Genomic DNA, 19860 nt, shown 5'->3' with positions numbered 1-19860 from the left:
GTCCGGTACCGGGCCGGGCCGCGCCCCCGTGCCGCGACTGGGTCTACCGTGGCCCCCATGATTGATGTACGCCGAGGCGCCGACCGGTACGAGGGCGGGGACCCGGCCGCCGGGATCACCACCCGGCACGCCTTCTCCTTCGGGTCCTTCTACGACCCGGACAATCTGCGCTTCGGCCCCCTCCTGGCCTGCAACGAGGAGGTCCTCGCCGCGGGCGCCGGATTCGACGAGCACCCGCACAGCCACACCGAGATCGTGACCTGGGTCGTCGAGGGGGAGCTCACCCACCAGGACAGCACCGGCGAGAAGGGCCTGGTCCGGGCCGGGGACGTGCAGTGGCTGAGCGCCGGATCCGGCGCGCGGCACGTGGAGCGCAACGACGGCGACGGGCGGCTGCGCTTCGTGCAGATGTGGCTCGCGCCCCTCGCCGCGGGCGGCGATCCCTCGTACGAGGTGGTCCGGGACGTCGCCGACGGCACGCCCTACGAGGTCCCCGCGGCCGGCGCCGTGCTGCACGTGCGGCGGCCCGGCGCGGGCGAGCGGGTGGCCGTGCCGGCGGCGGAGCGGGTGTACCTGCACGTGGTGCGGGGGGACCTGCGCCTGGACGGGGAGGAGCTGGGCCCCGGGGACTCGGTGCGGATCACCGCCGAGCGGGACCTGGAGATCACCGCCGGGTCCCCGGGGGAACTGCTGATCTGGGAACTCCCCTAGGCCGAGCGCAGTTCGGCCAGGACCGCGTCCGTGAACGGGGTCCAGGCCGCCACGGCCCACGGGCCGAAGGCGCGGTCCGTCAGCGCCACGCACGCGGCGCGCGCGTCCGGGTCCACCCACAGGAAGGTGCCGGCCTGGCCGAAGTGGCCGAAGGTGCGGGGCGAGGAGGACAGGCCCGTCCAGTGCGGGGACTTGCCGTCGCGGATCTCCACGCCGAGGCCCCAGTCGTTGGGCGACTGGTGCCCGTACCCCGGCAGGACGCCCTTGAGCCCGGGGTGCACGACGGAGGTCGCCGCGGCGACCGTACGGACGTCGAGCAGCCGGGGCGCCTGCAGCTCGGCGGCGAAGCGCAGCAGGTCGGACACGGTGGAGACGCCGTCCTTGGCGGGCGAGCCCTCCAGGGTGGTCCCCGTCATGCCCAGCGGCTCGAAGACCGCCTGGTGCACGTACTCCGCGAAGGGGATGCCGGTGGCCTTGGCGATGTGGTCGCCGAGCACCTCGAAACCGGCGTTGGAGTACAGCCGGCGCTCCCCGGGCGGGGCCGACACCCGGTGCTCGTCGAAGGCCAGGCCGCTGGTGTGCGCGAGCAGGTGACGGACCGTCGACCCCTCGGGCCCGGCAGGCTCGTCCAGCTCGATCGCCCCTTCCTCGTACGCGACGAGGGCGGCGTACGCGGCGAGCGGCTTGGTCACGGAGGCCAGCGCGAAGCGGTGGTCGACGGGCCCGTGGGCGCCGGCGAGGCTTCCGTCGGCGCGTACGACGGCCGCCGCGGCCGTCTCCACCGGCCAGGTCTCGATGATCCGCAGGCTTTCCATGCCGTTGACGGCCTCCATGCTCTCCATGCGGCCGAGCCTACTTGCTTGGAGTGCACTCCAGGGTTTTAGCGTGGGGTCATGAGCCAGAGCCTGACGCAGACGCGGTACACGATCAGCGAGGTCGAGGCCCGGACCGGTCTGACCCAGCACACCCTGCGCTGGTACGAGCGGATCGGCCTGATGCCGCACGTGGACCGCTCCCACTCGGGACAGCGGCGCTTCACCGACAAGGACCTGGACTGGCTGGCCTTCGTGGGCAAGCTGCGCGCCACCGGGATGTCGGTGGCGGACATGGTCCGGTACGCCGAACTGGTCCGTGAGGGCGGGCACACCGTCGGGGAGCGCCGCGAGCTGCTGGAGCGGACGCGGCACGAGGTGCGGGCGCGGATCTCGGAGCTCACGGACGCGCTGGCCGTACTGGACTACAAGATCGGCATCTACTCGGGGAAGGCACAGCCATGACGGAAGCCACGAAGATCGACCAGGTCGAACTCGGCAAGGGCGGCCCGCTGGTCGGCGTCCAGGGCCTCGGCTGCATGGGCATGAGCGAGTTCTACGGGGACACCGACGAGGTGGCCGCCCGCGAGACCCTGGACGCGGCGCTGGCCGCCGGGGTCACCCTCATCGACACCGCGGACGTCTACGGGCGGGGGCGCAACGAGGAGTTCCTCGCCCCGTTCGTGGCCGCCCACCGGGACGAGATCACCCTGGCGACGAAGTTCGCCATAGAGCGCAGCGACGACCCCGCCTACCGGGGCGTGCGCAACGACCGCGCCTACGTCCGGCGGGCCGTCGAGGACAGCCTGCGCCGCCTCGGCGTGGACGTCATCGACCTCTACTACATGCACCGGCGCGACCCCGCCGTGCCGTTCGCCGAGTCGGTCGGCGCCATGGCGGAGCTGGTGCAGGAGGGCAAGGTGCGCCACCTCGGGCTCAGCGAGGTCACCGGCGCCGAACTGCGCGAGGCGCACGCCGTCCACCCGATCGCGGCGCTCCAGTCGGAGTGGTCGCTCTTCAGCCGGAGCGTGGAGCGCAGCGCGGTGGGGGCGGCGGCGGAGCTGGGCGTGGCGCTGGTGCCGTACTCCCCGCTGGGCCGGGGCTTCCTGACCGGGGCCTTCGCGGACGCCACCGCGGACCTGTCGCAGAACGACTTCCGGCGCCACCAGCCGCGGTTCACCGGCGAGAACGCGAAGGCCAACGCGGCGCTGCTGGCGCCCGTCCGGGAGATCGCCGAGGAGCTGGGGGCGACCCCGGCGCAGATCGCCCTGGCCTGGGTGCAGCAGCGGGCGCAGGTGCACGGGCTGACCGTGATCCCCATCCCGGGCACCCGCAAGCCGGGCCGGCTGCGCGAGAACACCGCCGCGACCCGGATCACCCTGACGGCGGCGCAGCTGGCCCGCCTGGAGCCGATCGCCGCCCGGGTCGCGGGCGACCGCTACCCGGACATGAGTGCGACCTCGGAGGCGCGCGAGGGCCAGGACCGGAGCTGAAGAAAGGCCCTGGCCGTGCGCCTCAGCGGTACCGGGTGCGCAGGACCGCGAAGGCCGCCCAGAGGGCGAGGGCGGCGAGGGCCAGGACCACCGCCGTCTCGATGGACTGGGTCGGCCAGTAGTGCGTGGCCGGGTGGTAGTCGACGTACCACCCGGTCACGTTCAGGTCGTCGGGGCACCCCCGGTGGCTGCCGGAGCGTGCGAAGCAGGTCCACTCGGGCAGGCGTCCGCCCGAGGCCGTGGTGAGTCCGTAGTCCATCGTCAAGGTGTCGCCCCGGGGCATCGGCACCCCGGTCTCGACCGACGACGTGGTGAGGGTCCGTACGGGCAGGAAGGACCACCGCAGGGCGCCGAGCAGCACCATCACCAGGCCGGTGACCAGCCCGGTGACCGCCATGGCGGCGAGCGTGCGCCGTACGAGCTGGCCGACGAGGGCTCCGACGGCGACGCCCAGCAGGCAGTACGCGACGTGCACGGTGCCGAGCGACTCGTACGGCCCCCGGTCCGCCCAGGCGAACTGGTGCGTGCCGTCGAGCGGGGTCCAGCCGATGCGGTAGACCCCGGCCAGTGCGGCCGAGCCGGCCACCGCGGCCACGGCGGCCACCGTGATCTTCGAGGCGAGCCAGGCCCGGGGCGTCGACGACTGGGTCAGGGCGAGGCGGTAGGTGCCGCTCTCCAGCTCGCGGGCGACCATCGGGCCGGCGACGAAGGCCCCCAGCAGCAGGGGCAGGAACAGCATCGCCATGCCGGCGTACTCCATCCCCACCCGCAGCGGGCCGTCCGGGTTGTTCCAGCGCAGACCGGCCGGGGAGCTCGCCCACCAGCGCAGCACGAGGACGACGGCGAGGCTCACGGCGACGGCCGCGGGCAGCGCCCACAGGGCGCGCCGGTGCTGGCGGACCGTGACCCAGCGCGGGCCGTTCAGGGTCGGCACGCTCATGCCTGCGCTCCCTCGGTGGCGAGGGGGCCGATGGCGAGGGCCGGGGCCTCCGGGGAGCGCAGGTGGGCGAGCAGGACTTCCTCCAGGGACGGGTGGGCCGTGTGCCAGGTGTCCGTGTCGACCGGGCCGCGCAGCCGTGCGAGGGCGGTGAGCTGGCGGCCCGCCGTGCGGGACTCGACGACGGTGTGCGCGGCGAGGTCGGTGAGGGCCGTGGCGGGTCCGGTGAGCAGGCGGTGGGCCGCGACGACCTCGTCGGCGGGGCCGGAGAGGCGGATCCGGCCGCCGTCGACGAGCAGCAGGTGGTCGCAGGCACCCTCCAGCTCGGTGAGGATGTGCGAGGACATCACCACGGACGTGCCGTTCTCGGCGGTGTCGGCCATCAGCGTGCCCATGAGCTGATGCCGGGCGAGCGGGTCGAGATCGGCCATCGGCTCGTCCAGCAGCAGCAGGCCGGGGCGCTTTCCGAGGGCGAGGGCCAGGGCGACCCGGGTGCGCTGGCCGCCCGAGAGGGTCCGGACCTTGGCGGTGCGGTCGAGGCCGCCCTCCTCGACGATCCGCTCCGCGCTCTTCGCGTCCCAGCGGCCGGGGTTGAGCTCGCGGCCCATGCGCAGGGTCTCGTCGACGGTCAGCTGCGGGTAGAGGGGCTTGTCCTGGCCCACGTAGGCCGTCTCCTCGCGGGGCGGCGCGTCGATGGTTCCCTCGGTCGGCCGGAGCAGTCCTGCCGCGAGCGCGAGGAGGGTCGACTTGCCCGCGCCGTTGTGGCCGACCAGCGCGCAGACCCGCCGCGCGGGCAGCCGGAAGGAGCAGTCGCGCAGTGCCCAGCCCCGCCGCCGTCCGTAGCGCACGCCGAGCAAGGACGCCTCGATCACCGGATGGTCCGTCACGCGTCTTCCCCCTTGAAGTGTTGGTCCAGTACGGATGTGAAGAGCGCGGCCACGTCGTCCCGTTCCAGCCCGGCGGCGTGCGCGCGCCGTGCCCAGTCGGCCAGTTCCTCCCGCAGGGGGGAGTCGGCCGGTGCGCTGCCCAGGGACCTCCGGACGAAGGTGCCCATGCCCCGCCGCCCTTCCACGAGGCCCTCGCGTTCCAGCTCCCGGTAGGCCTTGAGCACCGTGTTCGGGTTGATGGCCGTCGCCTCGACGACCTCGCGCGCGGTGGGCAGCTTGTCGCCCGGTTCCAGTAGTCCCAGGCGCAGCGCCTGCTTGGTCTGGTGGACGATCTGCAGGTAGGTGGCCATGCCGCTGCGCCGGTCGATGCGGTATTCCAGCACGTGCAGCACCCTTTCACTAGTTAAGTAGTGAAATGGTGCTGCACGTGACGCACGATGTCAACGGGGCTCTGTGCCGCGCGTGTTGGTACGGGTCCCCTAGGCCCGGAAGCGGTCCACCAGCTCCACGTACTCGGCGTCCGTGAGGAGCCCCGCGCTGTGCAGCTCGTCCAGGTGCCGCATCCGCTCGCCCCCGGCGCGCGCCGCCGGGACGGAGCCCCCGGCGGTGACCCGGGTGCGGCCGCGCACCGCGGCCAGGACCGCGGCCGCGAAGGGCAGCGACTCGTACACCGCCCCGTAGCCCATGCCGAAGACGGCCGCCGTCAGGTCGTGGTCCGGGCGCGGATCGCAGGGGGTGTCCCGCACGTGCAGCCTCAGGTGGCCGCCCGGGCCCTCCGGGGAGCACCACTCGACGCCGGTGAGGTCGGCCAGCGGGACCCGTTGGTCGCCGGCCCTCCACTTGGTGCCGGTGGCACCGGTACGGGACCAGTGGAAGGTGACCGCCGATCCGTCGAAGTCCACCCGGGCGTCGAACGCCTTCAGGTGGACCGGCGGCCGCGGCGCCTCGACCAGGAAGTGCTCGGCCGGCTCGGCGGCGTCCGGCCCCAGCCGGGACCGCAGGGCGTCCGCGAACGCGGCGGCGTGCGGCGCCCGGTCGCCCGGCAGCACCAGCCGGTACGGGTCGCAGTTCTCCTTCAGCTGCCCGGCGGCAGCCTCCATCAGCGGATCCGCTCCCGGCCGCGGGACGGCACGCAGAACCACCGTGTCCCGCTTCCCGGCGGTCACGGTCACCTCGGACACCGCTTCGAGGGGGATCCGGCGCGAGCCGAGGGCGTGCAGGAGCCTCGGCACTCTCGGCGTTCGTATTCCCCGTGAGAAGCGGATGAGCACCGAGTCCGAGTCGAACTCCCAGACGGCATGATTTCCGGCCAGTACGTCACCCATGCGGCACATCGTAAAGGGCGGCGCCCCCGCGCGTCCCCCCTCGGTGCCGGGCCCGTTTTCCGCGCCTCTACGCGCGTCAGTCCGCCTCTGTCCCGGAAATTCCACGCCGGCAGGCGTCGTCCCCGGTCGCGCAGACAACGGAAGCGAACGCACCGGTTCCGATCTTGGCGAAGTTCTCCACCGAGTCCGTACCTGGCGCGAAATAGCCGGTGTGACTCCTGGCCCTGGCCGAGGACAGCAGCCGCGCCCCGAACTCCGGGGACACCGGATCGGCGCCGTGGCCCACCCCGCCGACCTCCAGGTGCGGTACGTCCGCGATCCAGTCGCCCTCGTCCCGCGTCGCCCAGACCCGGGCCGAGGTGTGCAGGCCCTCGACGCTCGAAGCGCGCATCCCGGGGCTGCCCGCCACCACCACGTCCGTCACCCGGGCCGGCAGCTCGTGCGCGGCGACCCCGCACACCACCGATCCGTAGCTGTGGCAGAACAGCGCCACGCCCGAACCCCCGGGCAGGGACGTGGTCAGCGCCTTCAACCGGACCGCGCCGTCGACGGCCATCCGGCCCGTGGCGGCGTCCACGCCCACCCCGGCGGGCGCGGTGTAGCCGGCCCAGGCGATGACCGCCGTCCGGCTGTCCGGCGAGGTCGCGCGCTGCGCCGCGTACAGGGACTCGGCCATGCCGACGGGTGAGGTCAGGCGGCGCTGGGTGCGCTCGAAGGTGAGTGCGTCGGTGTCGACGCCGGGCACGATCACCGAGACCCGGCGGGCCCCGTCGAGGTCGCCGAAGACCTCGGCCACGCGGCCGTCGCCGGTGGGATCGAAGGTGAGGATCTGCCGGCCGGGGTCGGCGAGCGAGGCGAAGCGGTGGGAGCGCCGGGTGGCCTCCGCCCGGTCGGCCGGGGTCAGCGCCACGTCGCGGCTGCGGGCCTCCTCGACCTGGCGGGCCTGCTCCAGGCCGTGCAGGTTGGCCCGGTAGCGGGTGGCGGCGGGAGTCCCGTCGAGGTTGCCCACCACGAAGGGGTAGCCGTCGGCGAGCCGGGCCCGCTGCGCCCCGTCGAGGCCCGCGAAGAAGCGGGCCACCGTCCGTACGGGGGCGTCGGCGGGCGGCACCGGACGGCCGTCGATCCTGGCCTTGGCCCAGGCCTGGAGCGCGGCGGCCCGCAGCGGGGTGCCCCCCTCGGGCCGGTGCACGGCCGTCCAGCCGGTGGTCGCCAGCATGATGAAGACCACCGCCAGCGCGAGCAGCGCACGCAGGGCGGCAGGGCGCGGGTCGGCGCCGGGAACGGGGGGGTGGGCGAGGCCGGACAGATTCACTGGGACCAGCGTAGGAGACCCCCACCGGCAGTGGCGCCCCGGGTGACAGGACTCACGGCCGACCGTGGGACCCCTTACGGAACGCGGGTGATCCGCTACAACTCCCCGGGCAGTCCGGGCGATCAGGCCCCGGCCGCCTCCCAGCGCCAGCTCGCGGCCAGCGAGGGGCCGATGCGGTCGAGGTAGGCCTCCGTCAGCCGCCGGATCGCGGCCACGCTGGTGTCCTCGCCGTGCCCCCAGAGCCGCCCCGTGAGCCGCATCACGCCGCAGAACGCGGCGACGGCCACCCGCGGCCGCGGATCGGCGTCCACGTCCAGGCCCTCGCGGGCGGCGATCAGCCGGGAGATCCGTTCCTCCAGCTCGGTGGAGCGCCGCAGGTGCACTGCGAGCAGGGCCGGGGTGCACTCGATCAGCCGGTAGCTGCGCATGTAGACCTCGACGGGGACCACGTCGGCGAGGGCCTCCTCGACGGTGTCCCAGGCGGCGAGGACCGCGCCCCGCATGGCTTCGAGGGGCCCCTCGGCGGCCGGCCGGGCGTCCAGGGAGGCGACGAAGTGCGCCTCGGTCAGGTCCTGGACGGCGAAGACGACCTCCTCCTTGTTGGCGAAGTAGCGGAAGAAGGTGCGCTGGGACACGTTCACGGCGTCGGTGATCTCGTCGACGGTGGTGCGCTCGTACCCCTGGGAGAGGAAGAGCAGGAGTGCGGCGCGCAGCAGCGCGTTCCGGGTGCGGCGCTTCTTGCGTTCACGCAGCCCGGGCACCGGTGCCGCCGGCGCAGAACGCTCGTCGATCATCACTCCGGGGCTCCCTTCCGACGCCGAGTGGGCGGTCAGAGTACCGGTGACCGGCGGGCCGCGACGGTCGCGTTAAGCCGTTTGCGAAGGGTCGTCCGCCGTCCCGGGCCCGTCTGGGCGACCGGCCGCGCATGACACGTTCGGGTCGTCCGCCGTCCGGGGCCCCGCCCCCGCCGGGGCGGGCGCGGCACGCTCCGACGGCTCCCGGAAGCGTCAACTCCGTACGTACGAAGGCCCCGCCGGACGGTTCCGGCGGGGCCGTCGCCTATCCGGGTGGACCCGCCCGGGGCCCCTTCCGCCCGCCCGTCACCGCAGGTCAGCGTGGTGCCGGTAAGGCCCCGGAATCGGTCCGGGCGCCCGCCGTCCACAAGGAGTTGACCCGTCATGCGTACGTGTCGAACCACGCGCGTCACCACCGTCCTGGCCGCGACCGTCCTGGCCCTCACCGCCCTCATCCCGAGTACGGCCACCACGGCACAGGCCGCGGGCCCGCCGGCCCTCGGGGCCTGCGCGACCGGGCAGCTGTGCCTGTGGGCGAAACCCGAGTTCAAGGGCACCAAGCGGACCCACGAGCTCAGCACCCTCGACGTCGAAAGCTGCACCGCACTGCCCGCCGGGACCAGCGCCCAGTCGCTCGCCAACCGCACCGGGCGGCCGGTGACCACCTACCAGTCGGCGCAGTGCGCGGAGACCGGCGAGTTCCAGACCTACCCGGGCGACGGGGTCTGGCTGCCCCAGTCGCCCTACCAGGTGCGGGCGTTCAAGGTGTGGGAGAGGTAGCTTCCCGCTGCGCCGGGGCGTTCGGCTGGTCGGGTGCGGGCGGGGCCGAGGCGCCGGCCGCCGCCCCGGTCACGGCCCCCGCGCCGCCCAGCCGGGCGACCTCGCCGCGCAGCGCCCGCACCTCCTCCCTGAGCTCCCGGATGGCCGCCAGCTGGAGCCGCTCCGCCTGGTCGTCGCGCTCGAAGCGGGAGATGAACCAGGCGGCGATGTTGGCGGTCACCACACCGAGCAGGGCGATCCCCGACAGCATCAGGCCCACGGCCAGGACCCGGCCGAGTCCGGTGGTGGGCGAGTGGTCCCCGTACCCGACCGTCGTCATCGTGGTGAAGGACCACCACACGGCGTCGCCCAGGTTCTTGATGTTCCCGTCGGGGGCGTCCCGCTCCACGCTCAGCACCGCCAGCGAGCCGAACATCAGCAGGCCCACGACCGCCCCGGCCACGTACGTCGTCAGCTGGATCTGCGGGGCCATCCGGGCCCGCCGGCCCACCAGCATCAGCGTCGCGACCAGCCGCAGCAGCCGCAGCGGCTGCACGAGAGGCAGCACCACGGCGGCCAGGTCCAGCCAGTGGGTCCGGACGAAGTGCTTGCGGTCCGTCGAGAGGCCCAGCCGCACCAGGTAGTCGAGGGCGAAGGCACCCCACACCACCCACTCCGCGTGCGTGCACGCCCGGTGCACTCCCGCGTCCGCGTCGGGGGCGACGATCGGCACGGCGTACGCGACGGCGAAAGCCAGGGCGAGCACCAGCAGCGGGGCCTGCGTACGGCGTTCCCACTGCGCCTGACGTGAGGGTTCCTTCATGCCGAGCATCGTAGGCAACGCGTAAAGAAGCGCGGGCCCCGGCCGGAGCCGGGACCCGCGCCGGGTCCGCACACCTGTGCGCGGGAGGCGGGGCCGGCCGGGACCGGTCAGCCCCCGCCCTCACCCCGCCGGGCCCGCCGCAGGCGTCAGGCGTCGCCGCCCGCCGCGCCCGGGTCGGCCGCCGCCACGTCCAGCAGCTGGTACCGGTCGACGGCCTGCTTCAGCACCGACCGGTCGACCTGACCGGTCTTCGCGAGCTCGGTGAGCGTCGCCAGGACCACCGACTGCGCGTCGATGTGGAAGAAGCGCCGGGCCGCACCGCGCGTGTCCGCGAAACCGAAGCCGTCCGCACCCAGCGAGGTGTACGGGCCGGGCACCCACCGCGAGATCTGGTCCGGGACCGCCCGCATCCAGTCCGAGACCGCCACGAACGGCCCCTCCGCACCCGACAGCTTCCGCGTCACGTACGGAACGCGCTGCTCCTCCTCCGGGTGGAGCAGGTTGTGCTCCTCAGCCTCCACCGCCTCGCGGCGCAGCTCGTTCCAGGAGGTCGCCGACCAGACGTCCGCCCGGACGTTCCACTCCGCGGCCAGGATCCGCTGCGCCTCCAGCGCCCACGGCACTGCCACGCCCGAGGCCATGAGCTGCGCCCCGACGATGCCCGAGGTGCCCTTCGAGACCCGGTGGATGCCCTTGAGGATGCCGTCCACGTCGACGTCCGCCGGCTCGGCCGGGTGCTGGATCGGCTCGTTGTAGACGGTCAGGTAGTAGAAGACGTCCTCCGCCTCCGGCCCGTACATGCGCCGCAGACCGTCCTGGACGATGTGCGCGATCTCGTAGCCGTAGGCCGGGTCGTACGCCACACAGCCCGGGTTCGTCGAGGCGAGCAGCTGGGAGTGACCGTCGGCGTGCTGCAGGCCCTCACCCGTAAGGGTGGTCCGCCCGGCGGTCGCGCCGAGGACGAAACCGCGCGCCAGCTGGTCGGCCATCTGCCAGAACTGGTCACCCGTGCGCTGGAAACCGAACATCGAGTAGAAGACGTAGACCGGGATCAGCGGCTCGCCGTGCGTCGCGTACGCCGAACCCGCGGCGATCAGCGAGGCCGTGCAGCCCGCCTCCGAGATGCCGTCGTGCAGCATCTGGCCGGTCGGCGACTCCTTGTACGCGAGCAGCAGGTCGCGGTCGACCGCCTCGTACTGCTGGCCCAGCGGGTTGTAGATCTTGGCGCTCGGGAAGAACGCGTCCATGCCGAAGGTGCGGTACTCGTCGGGCGCGATCAGCACGAACCGCTTGCCGATCTCCTTGTCCCGCATCAGGTCCTTCAGGATGCGGACGAAGGCCATCGTGGTGGCGATCGACTGCTGGCCCGAGCCCTTCTTGGCGGCCGCGTACGCCGCGTCGCCCGGCAGCTCCAGCGGCTTGGCGCGCACCACACGGGTCGGCACGTAGCCGCCCAGCGAGCTGCGCTGGTCGTGCATGTACTGGATCTCGGGGGAGTTGCGGCCCGGGTGGTAGTACGGCGGCGCCCCGCCTTCCAGCTGCTGGTCGGTGATCGGGATGTGCAGGCGGTCCCGGAAGCGCTTGAGGTCGTCGACCGTCAGCTTCTTCATCTGGTGCGTCGCGTTGCGGCCCTCGAAGTTCGGGCCGAGCGTCCAGCCCTTGACCGTCTGCGCCAGGATCACCGTCGGCTGGCCCTTGTGGGCCTTGGCCGCCGCGTACGCCGCGTAGACCTTCTTGTGGTCGTGCCCGCCACGGCCCAGGTGCTGGATCTGGTAGTCGGTCATGTTCTCGACCATCGCGCGCAGCCGCTGGTCGTCCCCGAAGAAGTGGTCACGGATGTACGCGCCCGATTCGGTGGCGTACGTCTGGAACTGCCCGTCGGGGGTGGTGTTCATCTTGTTGACCAGGATGCCGTCGCGGTCCTGGGCCAGCAGCGGGTCCCAGGAGCGGTCCCAGATCAGTTTGATGACGTTCCAGCCGGCCCCGCGGAACTGCGACTCCAGCTCCTGGATGATCTTGCCGTTGCCGCGCACCGGCCCGTCGAGCCGCTGCAGGTTGCAGTTGACCACGAAGGTCAGGTTGTCCAGGCCCTCGCGGGCGGCGATCGACAGCTGGCCGAGCGACTCCGGCTCGTCCATCTCGCCGTCGCCGAGATACGCCCACACGTGGGACTTGGAGGTGTCCGCGATCCCGCGCGCCTCCATGTACCGGTTCATCCGGGCCTGGTAGATCGCACCGAGCGGGCCGAGGCCCATCGAGACGGTCGGGAACTCCCAGAAGTCCGGCATCAGCCGCGGGTGCGGGTAGCTGGAAAGGCCGTACGGGGCCTTCGACTTCTCCTGGCGGAACGCGTCGAGCTGCTGCTCGGAGAGCCGGTCCAGGAGGTAGGCGCGGGCGTAGATGCCGGGGGAGGCGTGGCCCTGGAAGAAGATCTGGTCGCCGCCGTCGCCCTCGTCCTTGCCCCGGAAGAAGTGGTTGAAGCCCACGTCGTAGAGCGAGGCGGAGGAGGCGAAGGTGGCGATGTGGCCGCCCACCCCGATCCCGGGACGCTGGGCGCGCGAGACCATGACGGCCGCGTTCCACCGGGTGGCGTTCAGAACCTTGCGCTCGATCTCCTCGTTGCCGGGGAAGAACGGCTCGTCCTTGGTGGCGATCGTGTTGACGTAGTCCGTGCTGCGCATCTCGGGCACGGCCACGCGCTTCTCGCGGGCCCGCTCGATCAGCCGCAGCATCAGGTAGCGGGCGCGTTCACGTCCCCGCTCGTCGACTGCGGCGTCCAGGGAGTCGAGCCACTCCTGCGTCTCCTCCGGATCGAAGTCCGGGACCTGACTCGGCAGGCCGCCAATGATGATCGGATTGCGATCGGATGCGGAAGCCACGCTGTTCCTTCGCTGTCGGGGGAGTCGTGCCTTGAGTTCGCCGCCTCCCATGCTCTTACGCTCGACCGAAATCGTCATCTTTACCGCCGGGTAATGGCCGGAAGATCGGTGGCGGGTCCGGACGAACCGCGATCTTACGCCCGAGCCGGGCGCCGGCTCCGTGAGACCGTTCGTCGCTCAAACAGGTAGGAAAGCCGTCGAGGGTCGCCGATGATGCCGAATGAGCTGGAATGGTGTGGGATGAATCACCAGAGGTGCACACGGGAAGGCTGAAAGTTGCGGCGAGACGGCCGCAATCGTCACCGTTTCGACGGTCTCGGCGGCCGGGTACTTGCGCGATCCGCCGCGCCCGTGTGGACTACGCCCAATGCTGCGCGTACGCGCGCCGCCGAAGACATTCACCGAACATGAGCAGGAGGCACCCCGTGAGCGCGACCGCGGACCACGCGGAGAGCCTGGCCGCCCGGCTGGGTTTCCAGTCCGAACAGGTGGTCCAGGAGATCGGCTACGACGACGACGTCGATCAGGAATTCCGTGATGTCGTCGAGGAGCTCGTCGGCGAACTCGTCGACGAGGACTACGACGACGTCGCGGACGCCGTACTGCTGTGGTTCCGAGAGGAACCCGACGCCGACGATCTGGCGGACGTACTGGTCGATGCCACCGAGCTGATCGAGGACGGCGCACTGATCCTGCTGCTGACCCCCAAGACGGGCCGTCCCGGTTACGTCGAGGCCAGCGACATCCAGGAAGCCGCGGAGACCGCAGGTCTCTCGCTGGCCAAGGGCGCCCCCGTCGGCAAGGAGTGGGCCGCCACCAAGCTGGTGACGCCCAAGACTGCCGCCAAGAAGCGCTGAGCAGCGTCCTTCGAGGACATCTCGTACACCCCGTCGACCCCGGTCGGCGGGGTGTACGCGTTCGCGGCCCCGGCCGCCCTAAGCTGTGTCTCACCCGAACAGCCCAACGCACTGATGCAGGAACGAAGGGATGCGACAGATGGCGATCGAGGTCGGCGACAAGGCCCCGGACTTCGAGCTCAAGGACAATCACGGCGCCACCGTGCGGCTCTCCGACTTCCGCGGGGAGAAGGCCGTGGTGCTGCTCTTCTACCCGTTCGCCTTCACCGGAGTCTGCACCGGCGAGCTGTGCGAGCTGCGCGACCAGCTCCCGCGCTTCCAGAACGACGACGTGCAGCTCCTCGCGGTCTCCAACGACTCCGTGCCGACCCTGCGGGTCTTCGGGGAGCAGGAGGGACTGGACTACCCGCTGCTGTCGGACTTCTGGCCGCACGGGGAGACCTCCCGCGCGTACGGCGTCTTCGACGAGGCGAAGGGCTGCGCGGTCCGCGGCACCTTCATCATCGACAAGGACGGCGTGGTGCGCTGGACCGTGGTCAACGGGCTGCCCGACGCACGTGACCTGAACGAGTACATCAAGGCGCTCGACAGTCTCTGAGCGAGTCTGCCCGGGCCGTACGCGCAGTTCCCTGCGAAAACCGCTTACGGGCGGGAACCCGTCACTAGGATCGAAACGTTGATCCGGTAGCAACCGCAAGACGGGGCACCGCCCCACACAGAACCCAATGGAGGACCCGTGGGAGTCAGCCTCAGCAAGGGCGGCAACGTCTCGCTGACCAAGGCCGCGCCTAACCTGACGGCGGTCATCGTCGGTCTGGGCTGGGATGCTCGCACCACCACCGGCGTCGACTTCGACCTCGATGCCAGCGCGATCCTGACCAGCGACCAGGGCAAGGTCACCAGCGACGCGAACTTCGTCTTCTTCAACAACCTGAAGAGCCCCGACGGCTCGGTCGAGCACACCGGTGACAACACCACCGGTGAGGGCGAGGGCGACGACGAGGCGATCAAGGTGAACCTCGCCGGCGTTCCCGCCGACGTAGCCAAGATCGTCTTCCCGGTCTCGATCTACGAGGCCGAGAGCCGCCAGCAGAGCTTCGGCCAGGTCCGCAACGCGTACATCCGCGTCGTGAACCAGGCCGACAACAGCGAGCTCGCCCGCTACGACCTCTCCGAGGACGCCTCGACCGAGACCGCCATGGTCTTCGGCGAGCTGTACCGCAACGGCGCGGAGTGGAAGTTCCGCGCCATCGGCCAGGGCTACGCCTCCGGCCTGCGCGGCATCGCGCAGGACTTCGGCGTCAACGTCTGACCCCGAGCAGTCCATCCGTCCGGCGCCGTGCACTGTGTGTACGGCGCCGGACGTGCTTCACCACATCGCTGTACACATGCAGTGCACTGCACTGCATACATCGCACCACACCGCACTGCACGGCCACGCCACGCAGCCACATCGCCACACCGTCGTCCGGGGAGGACCACAACATGGGCGTCACACTCGCCAAGGGGGGCAATGTCTCCCTGTCCAAGGCCGCACCGAACCTCACCAGGGTGCTGATCGGTCTCGGATGGGACGCGCGCTCGACCACGGGAGCCGACTTCGACCTCGACGCCAGCGCGCTGCTGTGCAACAGCGGCCGGGTGCTGGGGGACGAGTACTTCGTCTTCTACAACAACCTGAAGAGCCCCGACGGCTCCGTCGAACACACGGGGGACAACCTCACCGGCGAGGGTGAAGGCGACGACGAGTCGATCATCATCGACCTGACCAAGGTGCCGGCCCAGGTGGACAAGATCGTCTTCCCGGTCTCCATCCACGAGGCGGACAGCCGCCGGCAGAGCTTCGGCCAGGTCAGCAACGCCTTCATCCGGGTGGTGAACCAGGCCGACGGGCAGGAACTGGCCCGCTACGACCTCTCCGAGGACGCCTCCAGCGAGACCGCGATGATCTTCGGTGAGGTCTACCGCTACGGGGGCGAATGGAAGTTCCGTGCGGTGGGGCAGGGGTACGCGTCGGGGCTCAGGGGCATCGCTCTAGACTTCGGGGTCAACGTTTCGTAAAGCCGTACAACGATGGGGTGCCAGTGGTTCTCAAAACCTTCGGCTGGTCGTTCGCAATCACTGCGCTCGGTCTGGTCGCAGCGGTGTTCTACGGGGGGTGGCAGGCCTTCGGGATCGTGGCGATCCTGTCGGTCCTCGAGATCTCGCTGTCCTTCGACAATGCGGTGGTCAACGCCGGAATCCTGAAGAAGATGAATGCCTTCTGGCAGAAGATCTTCCTCACCGTCGGCGTGCTCATCGCGGTCTTCGGTATGCGACTGGTCTTCCCCGTTGTGATCGTCGCGATCAGCGCCAAGATCGGGCCCATCGAGGCCGTGGAACTGGCCGTCAACGACAAGGAGATGTACGAGCAGCTCGTCACCGACGCCCACCCGTCCATCGCCGCGTTCGGTGGCATGTTCCTGCTGATGATCTTCCTCGACTTCATCTTCGAGGACCGTGACATCAAGTGGCTCGCCTGGCTCGAGCGTCCGCTCGCCAAGCTCGGCAAGGTCGACATGCTGTCCGCCTGCATCGCGCTGATCGTCCTGGTCATCACCTCGATGACCTTCGCGGCCAACGCCCACCAGCACGGTGGCGTCCACGTGGACAAGGCGCAGACCGTCCTGATCTCCGGCATCCTCGGCCTGATCACCTACATGGTCGTCGGCGGCCTCTCCGGCTACTTCGAGAACAAGCTGGAGGAAGAGGAGGAGGCCGAGCACGAGGCGGAGGAAGAGGCCAAGCGGACCGGCAAGCCCGTCTCGGCCGTGGCCATGGCCGGCAAGGCCGCCTTCTTCATGTTCCTCTACCTCGAAGTCCTCGACGCCTCCTTCTCCTTCGACGGGGTCATCGGCGCCTTCGCCATCACCAACGACATCGTGCTCATGGCCCTCGGCCTCGGCATCGGTGCCATGTACGTCCGTTCGCTGACGGTCTACCTGGTCCGCCAGGGCACCCTCGACGACTACGTCTACCTGGAGCACGGCGCGCACTACGCGATCGGCGCCCTCGCCGTGATCCTTCTCGTCACCATCCAGTACGAGATCAACGAGATCATCACCGGTCTCGTCGGCGTGCTGCTGATCGGATGGTCCTTCTGGTCCTCGGTGCGCCGCAACAAGCGCCTGGAACTGGAGGGTTCCACCGCCGAGGCATGACCGCGGCGGTAATGCGGAACGCTCAATTGCGGGGCGGTCCACCGGGTCCACGGACCCGGCGGGCCGCCCCGCTTCCGTAGGCTCCACAAAGGATCAGGGGACCAGGGGATCAGGGGGGTAAGGGGATGGGCTTCTTCGACGGCATCATGGGCAGCCGCGCCGTGCAGTTCCAGTCGGGCAGCGCCTCGTCGAACGCGATCGAGCTGACCAAGCGGCACTCGACGGTGTCGCTCACCAAACAGGGGGCCGTCCACGGCAATCTGCGCGTCAATCTGTCCTGGCGCATGCGCACCTCGGACATAGGGGGCCGCTCCGGCCAGAGCGGCCAGCTCTTCCGGCACCCGTTCAAGCTGTTCAAACCGGACATGGTACAGGCGCACACCCAGGGCATGGTCAACGTCGACCTCGACATGGGCTGCCTGTACGAGCTGACCGACGGCACCCGTGGTGCCGTACAGCCGCTGGGGAACCTGCTGGGCGACCTCAACGACCCGCCGTACGTCAAGCTCAGCGGCGACGACCGGTTCGGTTCGGCCTCCGGGGAGACCCTCTACATCAACCTCGACCACGCCGACGAGATCAAGAGGCTGCTGGTCTTCGTCTACATCTACGACCAGACCCCGGCCTTCGACCGGACGCACGCCATGGTGACCCTCTTCCCCGTCACGGGGCCGCGGATCGAGATCCCGCTGGACGAGCGGCACCCGCAGGCCCGCTCCTGCGCGGTGGTCTCCCTGGAGAAGGTCAAGGGCGAGCTGGTCGTGCGGCGCGAGGTGAAGTTCGTGTACGGGTTCCAGGCCGAGCTGGACCGGCTGTACGGCTGGGGGCTCCAGTGGGGGCGGGGCTACAAGAGCACCAAGAGCTGACCGGAGCCCCGGCGGCCTCGCCGGCGGGGCGGTACCGGCTCAGCGGCGGATGAACTGCGGACCCTGCACCGGCAGCCGGAAGGACGGATCGCCGCCCGGACCCGGCACCGGCGCCGGGGACACCGGCTGCGGGTATCCGTAGGCGGGCTGGACGGCCGGCGGGGCCTGCGTGGGCGGAGTCGGCGGGGCCATCGCCGTCGTCTGCTCGGAGGCGGGCCCCGCCGCCGGGCTCGCGGCGGCCTCGGCGGCGTTCTCGTCGACCGAGATCCCGTGGTCGGTGGCCAGGCCCACCAGCCCGTCGGAGTAGCCCTCGCCCAGCGCGCGGAACTTCCACCCCTCGCCCCGGCGGTACAGCTCCCCGCAGATCAGCGCCGTCTCGGCGCCCGTCTCGGGCCGTACGTCGAAGTAGGCGAGCGGTTCGGAGGCGCCGGTCGCGGTGGCGTCGTAGAGGAGGATCCGCAGGTCGTGGACCTGTTCGAAGGGGACGTCCTCGGCGGAGGCGACCACCAGGATCCGGTCCACCGTCGGCGTCACCGTCCGCAGGTCCGCCTGGACGGCGTCGGTGATCGCGTCACCGATCTGCTTCTTGCCGAGCCGCCACACGGCCCCCGAGGGGTGCCGGGGCTGGTTGTAGAAGACGAAGTCCTCGTCCGAACGCACCCGCCCGTCCGGGCCCACGAGCAGCGCGGAGGCGTCCACGTCCGGAACCTGGGGGCCGCCGGTCCAGCGCAGCACCGCCCGGACCGCCACGGCGGCCACCGGGATGTTCGAGCCCTTCTGCATCGCGTGCGTCATGCACGTCATCCTGCCCTCCCGGGGTGGAGCGGGACAATGCGGCCCCCCGTAGGGCCTTGTCTCGAACGAGAGACCTGGGCATGGTGCAAGAGGGTTACCTGAACTTCATGTGCTTGAGGAACTCTTGACTCACGTTCGTACGTACTATTACCGGCCATGCCAGTTGGGCCGCCGAGGCAGTACGGGGGAAGCACATGCGTCACTTTGGGCACATAACGCCCACCGTCCGTAAGGACCTCTTCCACCAGGAACCGGCGGAATTCACCGGAGCCTCGCCCGCCCGCGTCCTCGCAGCCGCGCTGGGAGCCACCCTCTACAGCCCGGCCACCCGCCCCGCACTCGCCGCGGACATCCGCAAGCAGGCCGGCCGCGGAGTCGTTTCCATGGTCCTCTGCCTGGAGGATTCGATCAGCGACGCCGATGTCGGCGGAGCCGAGGAGAACCTCGTCCGGCAGTTCGCCGAGCTCGACACCGACGAAGCGGAGCTCCCGCTCCTCTTCATCCGCGTCCGCACGCCCGAGCAGATACCCGACCTGGTGCGCCGCCTGGGAGGCTCCGTGCGGCGCCTGGCCGGATTCGTACTCCCGAAGTTCGACGAGAGCCGGGGCATCGCCTTCCTCGAAGCCGTCGCCCAGGCGGAGGCCGTGAGCGGACTGCCCCGGCTGTATGCCATGCCCGTCCTGGAAACCCCGGACCTCCTGCACCTCGAAACCCGCGTCGAAGCCCTCGCCGGCATCTCCCGCACGGTCAACAGCCACCGCGAGCGGGTCCTGGCCCTCCGGCTCGGTGTGACCGACTTCTGCTCGGCCTACGGACTGCGCCGCACCCCCGACATGACCGCCTACGACGTCCAGATCGTCGCCGGCGTGATCGCCGACGTCGTCAACGTCCTCAGCCGCGCCGACGGCACCGGCTTCACCGTCACCGGCCCCGTCTGGGAGTACTTCCGCAGCCAGCAGCGCCTCTTCAAGCCCCAGCTGCGCCGCAGCCCCTTCCTGGAGGAAGGCGTGGAGGAACTGCGCACCGCCCTCATCGAGCACGACCTGGACGGCCTGCTGCGCGAGATCGAACTCGACCGGGCCAACGGGCTGCTCGGCAAGACCTGCATCCACCCCGCCCACGTCACGCCCGTGCACGCCCTCTCGGTGGTCTCGCACGAGGAGTTCTGCGACGCCCAGGACATCCTCAGACCCGAGCGCGGCGGCGGCGGCGTCATGCGTTCCGCCTACACGAACAAGATGAACGAGGTGAAGCCCCACCGGGCCTGGGCCGAGCGCACCATGCTGCGCGCCGAGGTCTTCGGTGTGGCGAAGGAGGAGGTCGGCTTCGTCGACCTGCTCACGGCCGGGCTCCAGGTGTGAGCAGGCCCTCGGAGCAGCAGAGCCGGACACGGCAGCAGAGCCGGACACG

The 19860-nt window shown here is 71.0% G+C and carries 21 protein-coding genes; 11 read left to right on the top strand and 10 right to left on the bottom strand.

Annotation, left to right across the window (positions count from 1 at the left end):
• The first annotated feature begins 57 nt into the window (after nucleotides 1-57).
• The gene (locus OG472_RS16535) at nucleotides 58-711 is read left to right on the top strand and encodes a pirin family protein (RefSeq protein WP_401601790.1); all 654 of its coding nucleotides are present in this window, start codon (nucleotides 58-60) and stop codon (nucleotides 709-711) included.
• Here OG472_RS16535 and OG472_RS16530 read toward each other — a convergent pair.
• Nucleotides 708-1526, bottom strand: coding sequence for a serine hydrolase domain-containing protein (locus OG472_RS16530; protein ID WP_401602489.1), 819 nt, complete (start codon nucleotides 1524-1526; stop codon nucleotides 708-710). The two genes, OG472_RS16535 and OG472_RS16530, sit on opposite strands and share 4 nt — an antisense overlap.
• Nucleotides 1527-1604: 78 nt before the next feature.
• On the opposite strand from OG472_RS16530, the gene OG472_RS16525 reads away from it, so the two are divergent.
• A complete protein-coding gene (locus OG472_RS16525) occupies nucleotides 1605-1988 on the top strand; it encodes a MerR family transcriptional regulator (RefSeq protein ID WP_362806072.1) in 384 nt (127 codons plus the stop codon).
• On the top strand, nucleotides 1985-3016 hold the full coding sequence (locus OG472_RS16520) for an aldo/keto reductase (RefSeq protein ID WP_405941674.1): 1032 nt from the start codon (nucleotides 1985-1987) through the stop codon (nucleotides 3014-3016). Before OG472_RS16525 ends, OG472_RS16520 begins: the two co-directional genes overlap by 4 nt.
• Before the next feature lie 22 nt (nucleotides 3017-3038).
• Here the strand turns inward: OG472_RS16520 and OG472_RS16515 are convergent, their stop codons facing one another.
• From OG472_RS16515 to OG472_RS16490, 6 genes are all read right to left on the bottom strand, one after another.
• Nucleotides 3039-3956, bottom strand: a complete 918-nt coding sequence (locus tag OG472_RS16515) for an ABC transporter permease (protein WP_401601784.1) — start codon at nucleotides 3954-3956, stop codon at nucleotides 3039-3041.
• Complete coding sequence (locus OG472_RS16510) at nucleotides 3953-4801, bottom strand: ATP-binding cassette domain-containing protein (RefSeq protein ID WP_405943188.1); 849 nt, start codon at nucleotides 4799-4801, stop codon at nucleotides 3953-3955. Before OG472_RS16510 ends, OG472_RS16515 begins: the two co-directional genes overlap by 4 nt.
• 35 nt (nucleotides 4802-4836) lie before the next feature.
• Nucleotides 4837-5223, bottom strand: a complete 387-nt coding sequence (locus tag OG472_RS16505) for a GntR family transcriptional regulator (RefSeq protein WP_383568483.1) — start codon at nucleotides 5221-5223, stop codon at nucleotides 4837-4839.
• 96 nt (nucleotides 5224-5319) lie between these two features.
• Nucleotides 5320-6165, bottom strand: a complete 846-nt coding sequence (locus tag OG472_RS16500) for a DUF4429 domain-containing protein (RefSeq protein ID WP_405941673.1) — start codon at nucleotides 6163-6165, stop codon at nucleotides 5320-5322.
• A gap of 76 nt (nucleotides 6166-6241) precedes the next feature.
• Nucleotides 6242-7381 (bottom strand): alpha/beta hydrolase, encoded by a 1140-nt coding sequence (locus tag OG472_RS16495; protein ID WP_401602487.1) that lies wholly within the window; start codon nucleotides 7379-7381, stop codon nucleotides 6242-6244.
• A gap of 218 nt (nucleotides 7382-7599) precedes the next feature.
• Nucleotides 7600-8271, bottom strand: a complete 672-nt coding sequence (locus OG472_RS16490) for a TetR family transcriptional regulator (RefSeq protein ID WP_401601776.1) — start codon at nucleotides 8269-8271, stop codon at nucleotides 7600-7602.
• 384 nt (nucleotides 8272-8655) lie between these two features.
• Here OG472_RS16490 and OG472_RS16485 point away from each other — a divergent pair, with 384 nt between their 5' ends.
• Nucleotides 8656-9051, top strand: a complete 396-nt coding sequence (locus tag OG472_RS16485) for a peptidase inhibitor family I36 protein (protein ID WP_401601774.1) — start codon at nucleotides 8656-8658, stop codon at nucleotides 9049-9051.
• Here OG472_RS16485 and OG472_RS16480 read toward each other — a convergent pair.
• Together OG472_RS16480 and aceE are read right to left on the bottom strand one after the other, a co-directional pair.
• Nucleotides 9032-9853: a potassium channel family protein gene (locus OG472_RS16480; protein WP_405829991.1), complete on the bottom strand. Its 822-nt coding sequence runs from the start codon at nucleotides 9851-9853 to the stop codon at nucleotides 9032-9034. The genes OG472_RS16485 and OG472_RS16480 overlap by 20 nt on opposite strands.
• Nucleotides 9854-9999: 146 nt before the next feature.
• A complete protein-coding gene (aceE, locus tag OG472_RS16475; RefSeq protein WP_401601770.1) occupies nucleotides 10000-12732 on the bottom strand; it encodes a pyruvate dehydrogenase (acetyl-transferring), homodimeric type in 2733 nt (910 codons plus the stop codon).
• Nucleotides 12733-13157: 425 nt separating this feature from the next.
• On the opposite strand from aceE, the gene OG472_RS16470 reads away from it, so the two are divergent.
• The 6 genes from OG472_RS16470 (at nucleotide 13158) to OG472_RS16445 (ending at nucleotide 17655) form a co-directional block, all read left to right on the top strand.
• Nucleotides 13158-13589 carry a DUF3052 domain-containing protein gene (locus OG472_RS16470; RefSeq protein ID WP_319721465.1) on the top strand — a complete coding sequence of 144 codons (432 nt, stop codon included), beginning with the start codon at nucleotides 13158-13160 and terminating at the stop codon, nucleotides 13587-13589.
• Between the two features lie 139 nt (nucleotides 13590-13728).
• Nucleotides 13729-14187 carry a peroxiredoxin gene (locus OG472_RS16465; RefSeq protein WP_327413775.1) on the top strand — a complete coding sequence of 153 codons (459 nt, stop codon included), beginning with the start codon at nucleotides 13729-13731 and terminating at the stop codon, nucleotides 14185-14187.
• Between the two features lie 138 nt (nucleotides 14188-14325).
• Nucleotides 14326-14901 carry a TerD family protein gene (locus OG472_RS16460; RefSeq protein ID WP_030715382.1) on the top strand — a complete coding sequence of 192 codons (576 nt, stop codon included), beginning with the start codon at nucleotides 14326-14328 and terminating at the stop codon, nucleotides 14899-14901.
• A gap of 173 nt (nucleotides 14902-15074) precedes the next feature.
• A complete protein-coding gene (locus OG472_RS16455) occupies nucleotides 15075-15650 on the top strand; it encodes a TerD family protein (RefSeq protein WP_383568560.1) in 576 nt (191 codons plus the stop codon).
• Nucleotides 15651-15673: 23 nt separating this feature from the next.
• Nucleotides 15674-16789: a DUF475 domain-containing protein gene (locus OG472_RS16450; RefSeq protein ID WP_383568563.1), complete on the top strand. Its 1116-nt coding sequence runs from the start codon at nucleotides 15674-15676 to the stop codon at nucleotides 16787-16789.
• Nucleotides 16790-16914: 125 nt separating this feature from the next.
• The gene (locus OG472_RS16445) at nucleotides 16915-17655 is read left to right on the top strand and encodes a Tellurium resistance (RefSeq protein WP_383568501.1); all 741 of its coding nucleotides are present in this window, start codon (nucleotides 16915-16917) and stop codon (nucleotides 17653-17655) included.
• A gap of 39 nt (nucleotides 17656-17694) precedes the next feature.
• Here the strand turns inward: OG472_RS16445 and OG472_RS16440 are convergent, their stop codons facing one another.
• Nucleotides 17695-18450, bottom strand: coding sequence for a TerD family protein (locus OG472_RS16440; protein WP_401601766.1), 756 nt, complete (start codon nucleotides 18448-18450; stop codon nucleotides 17695-17697).
• 194 nt (nucleotides 18451-18644) lie between these two features.
• Between OG472_RS16440 and OG472_RS16435 the strand changes: the two genes are divergently transcribed.
• Nucleotides 18645-19811, top strand: coding sequence for an HpcH/HpaI aldolase/citrate lyase family protein (locus OG472_RS16435; RefSeq protein ID WP_383568507.1), 1167 nt, complete (start codon nucleotides 18645-18647; stop codon nucleotides 19809-19811).
• Nucleotides 19812-19860 lie beyond the last annotated feature (49 nt).

It is taken from the genome of Streptomyces sp. NBC_00207 (genome assembly GCF_045160965.1).
In the GTDB taxonomy this organism is placed as follows: Bacteria; Actinomycetota; Actinomycetes; order Streptomycetales; family Streptomycetaceae; genus Streptomyces.
This window is presented reverse-complemented; position numbering and strand designations above follow the sequence as displayed.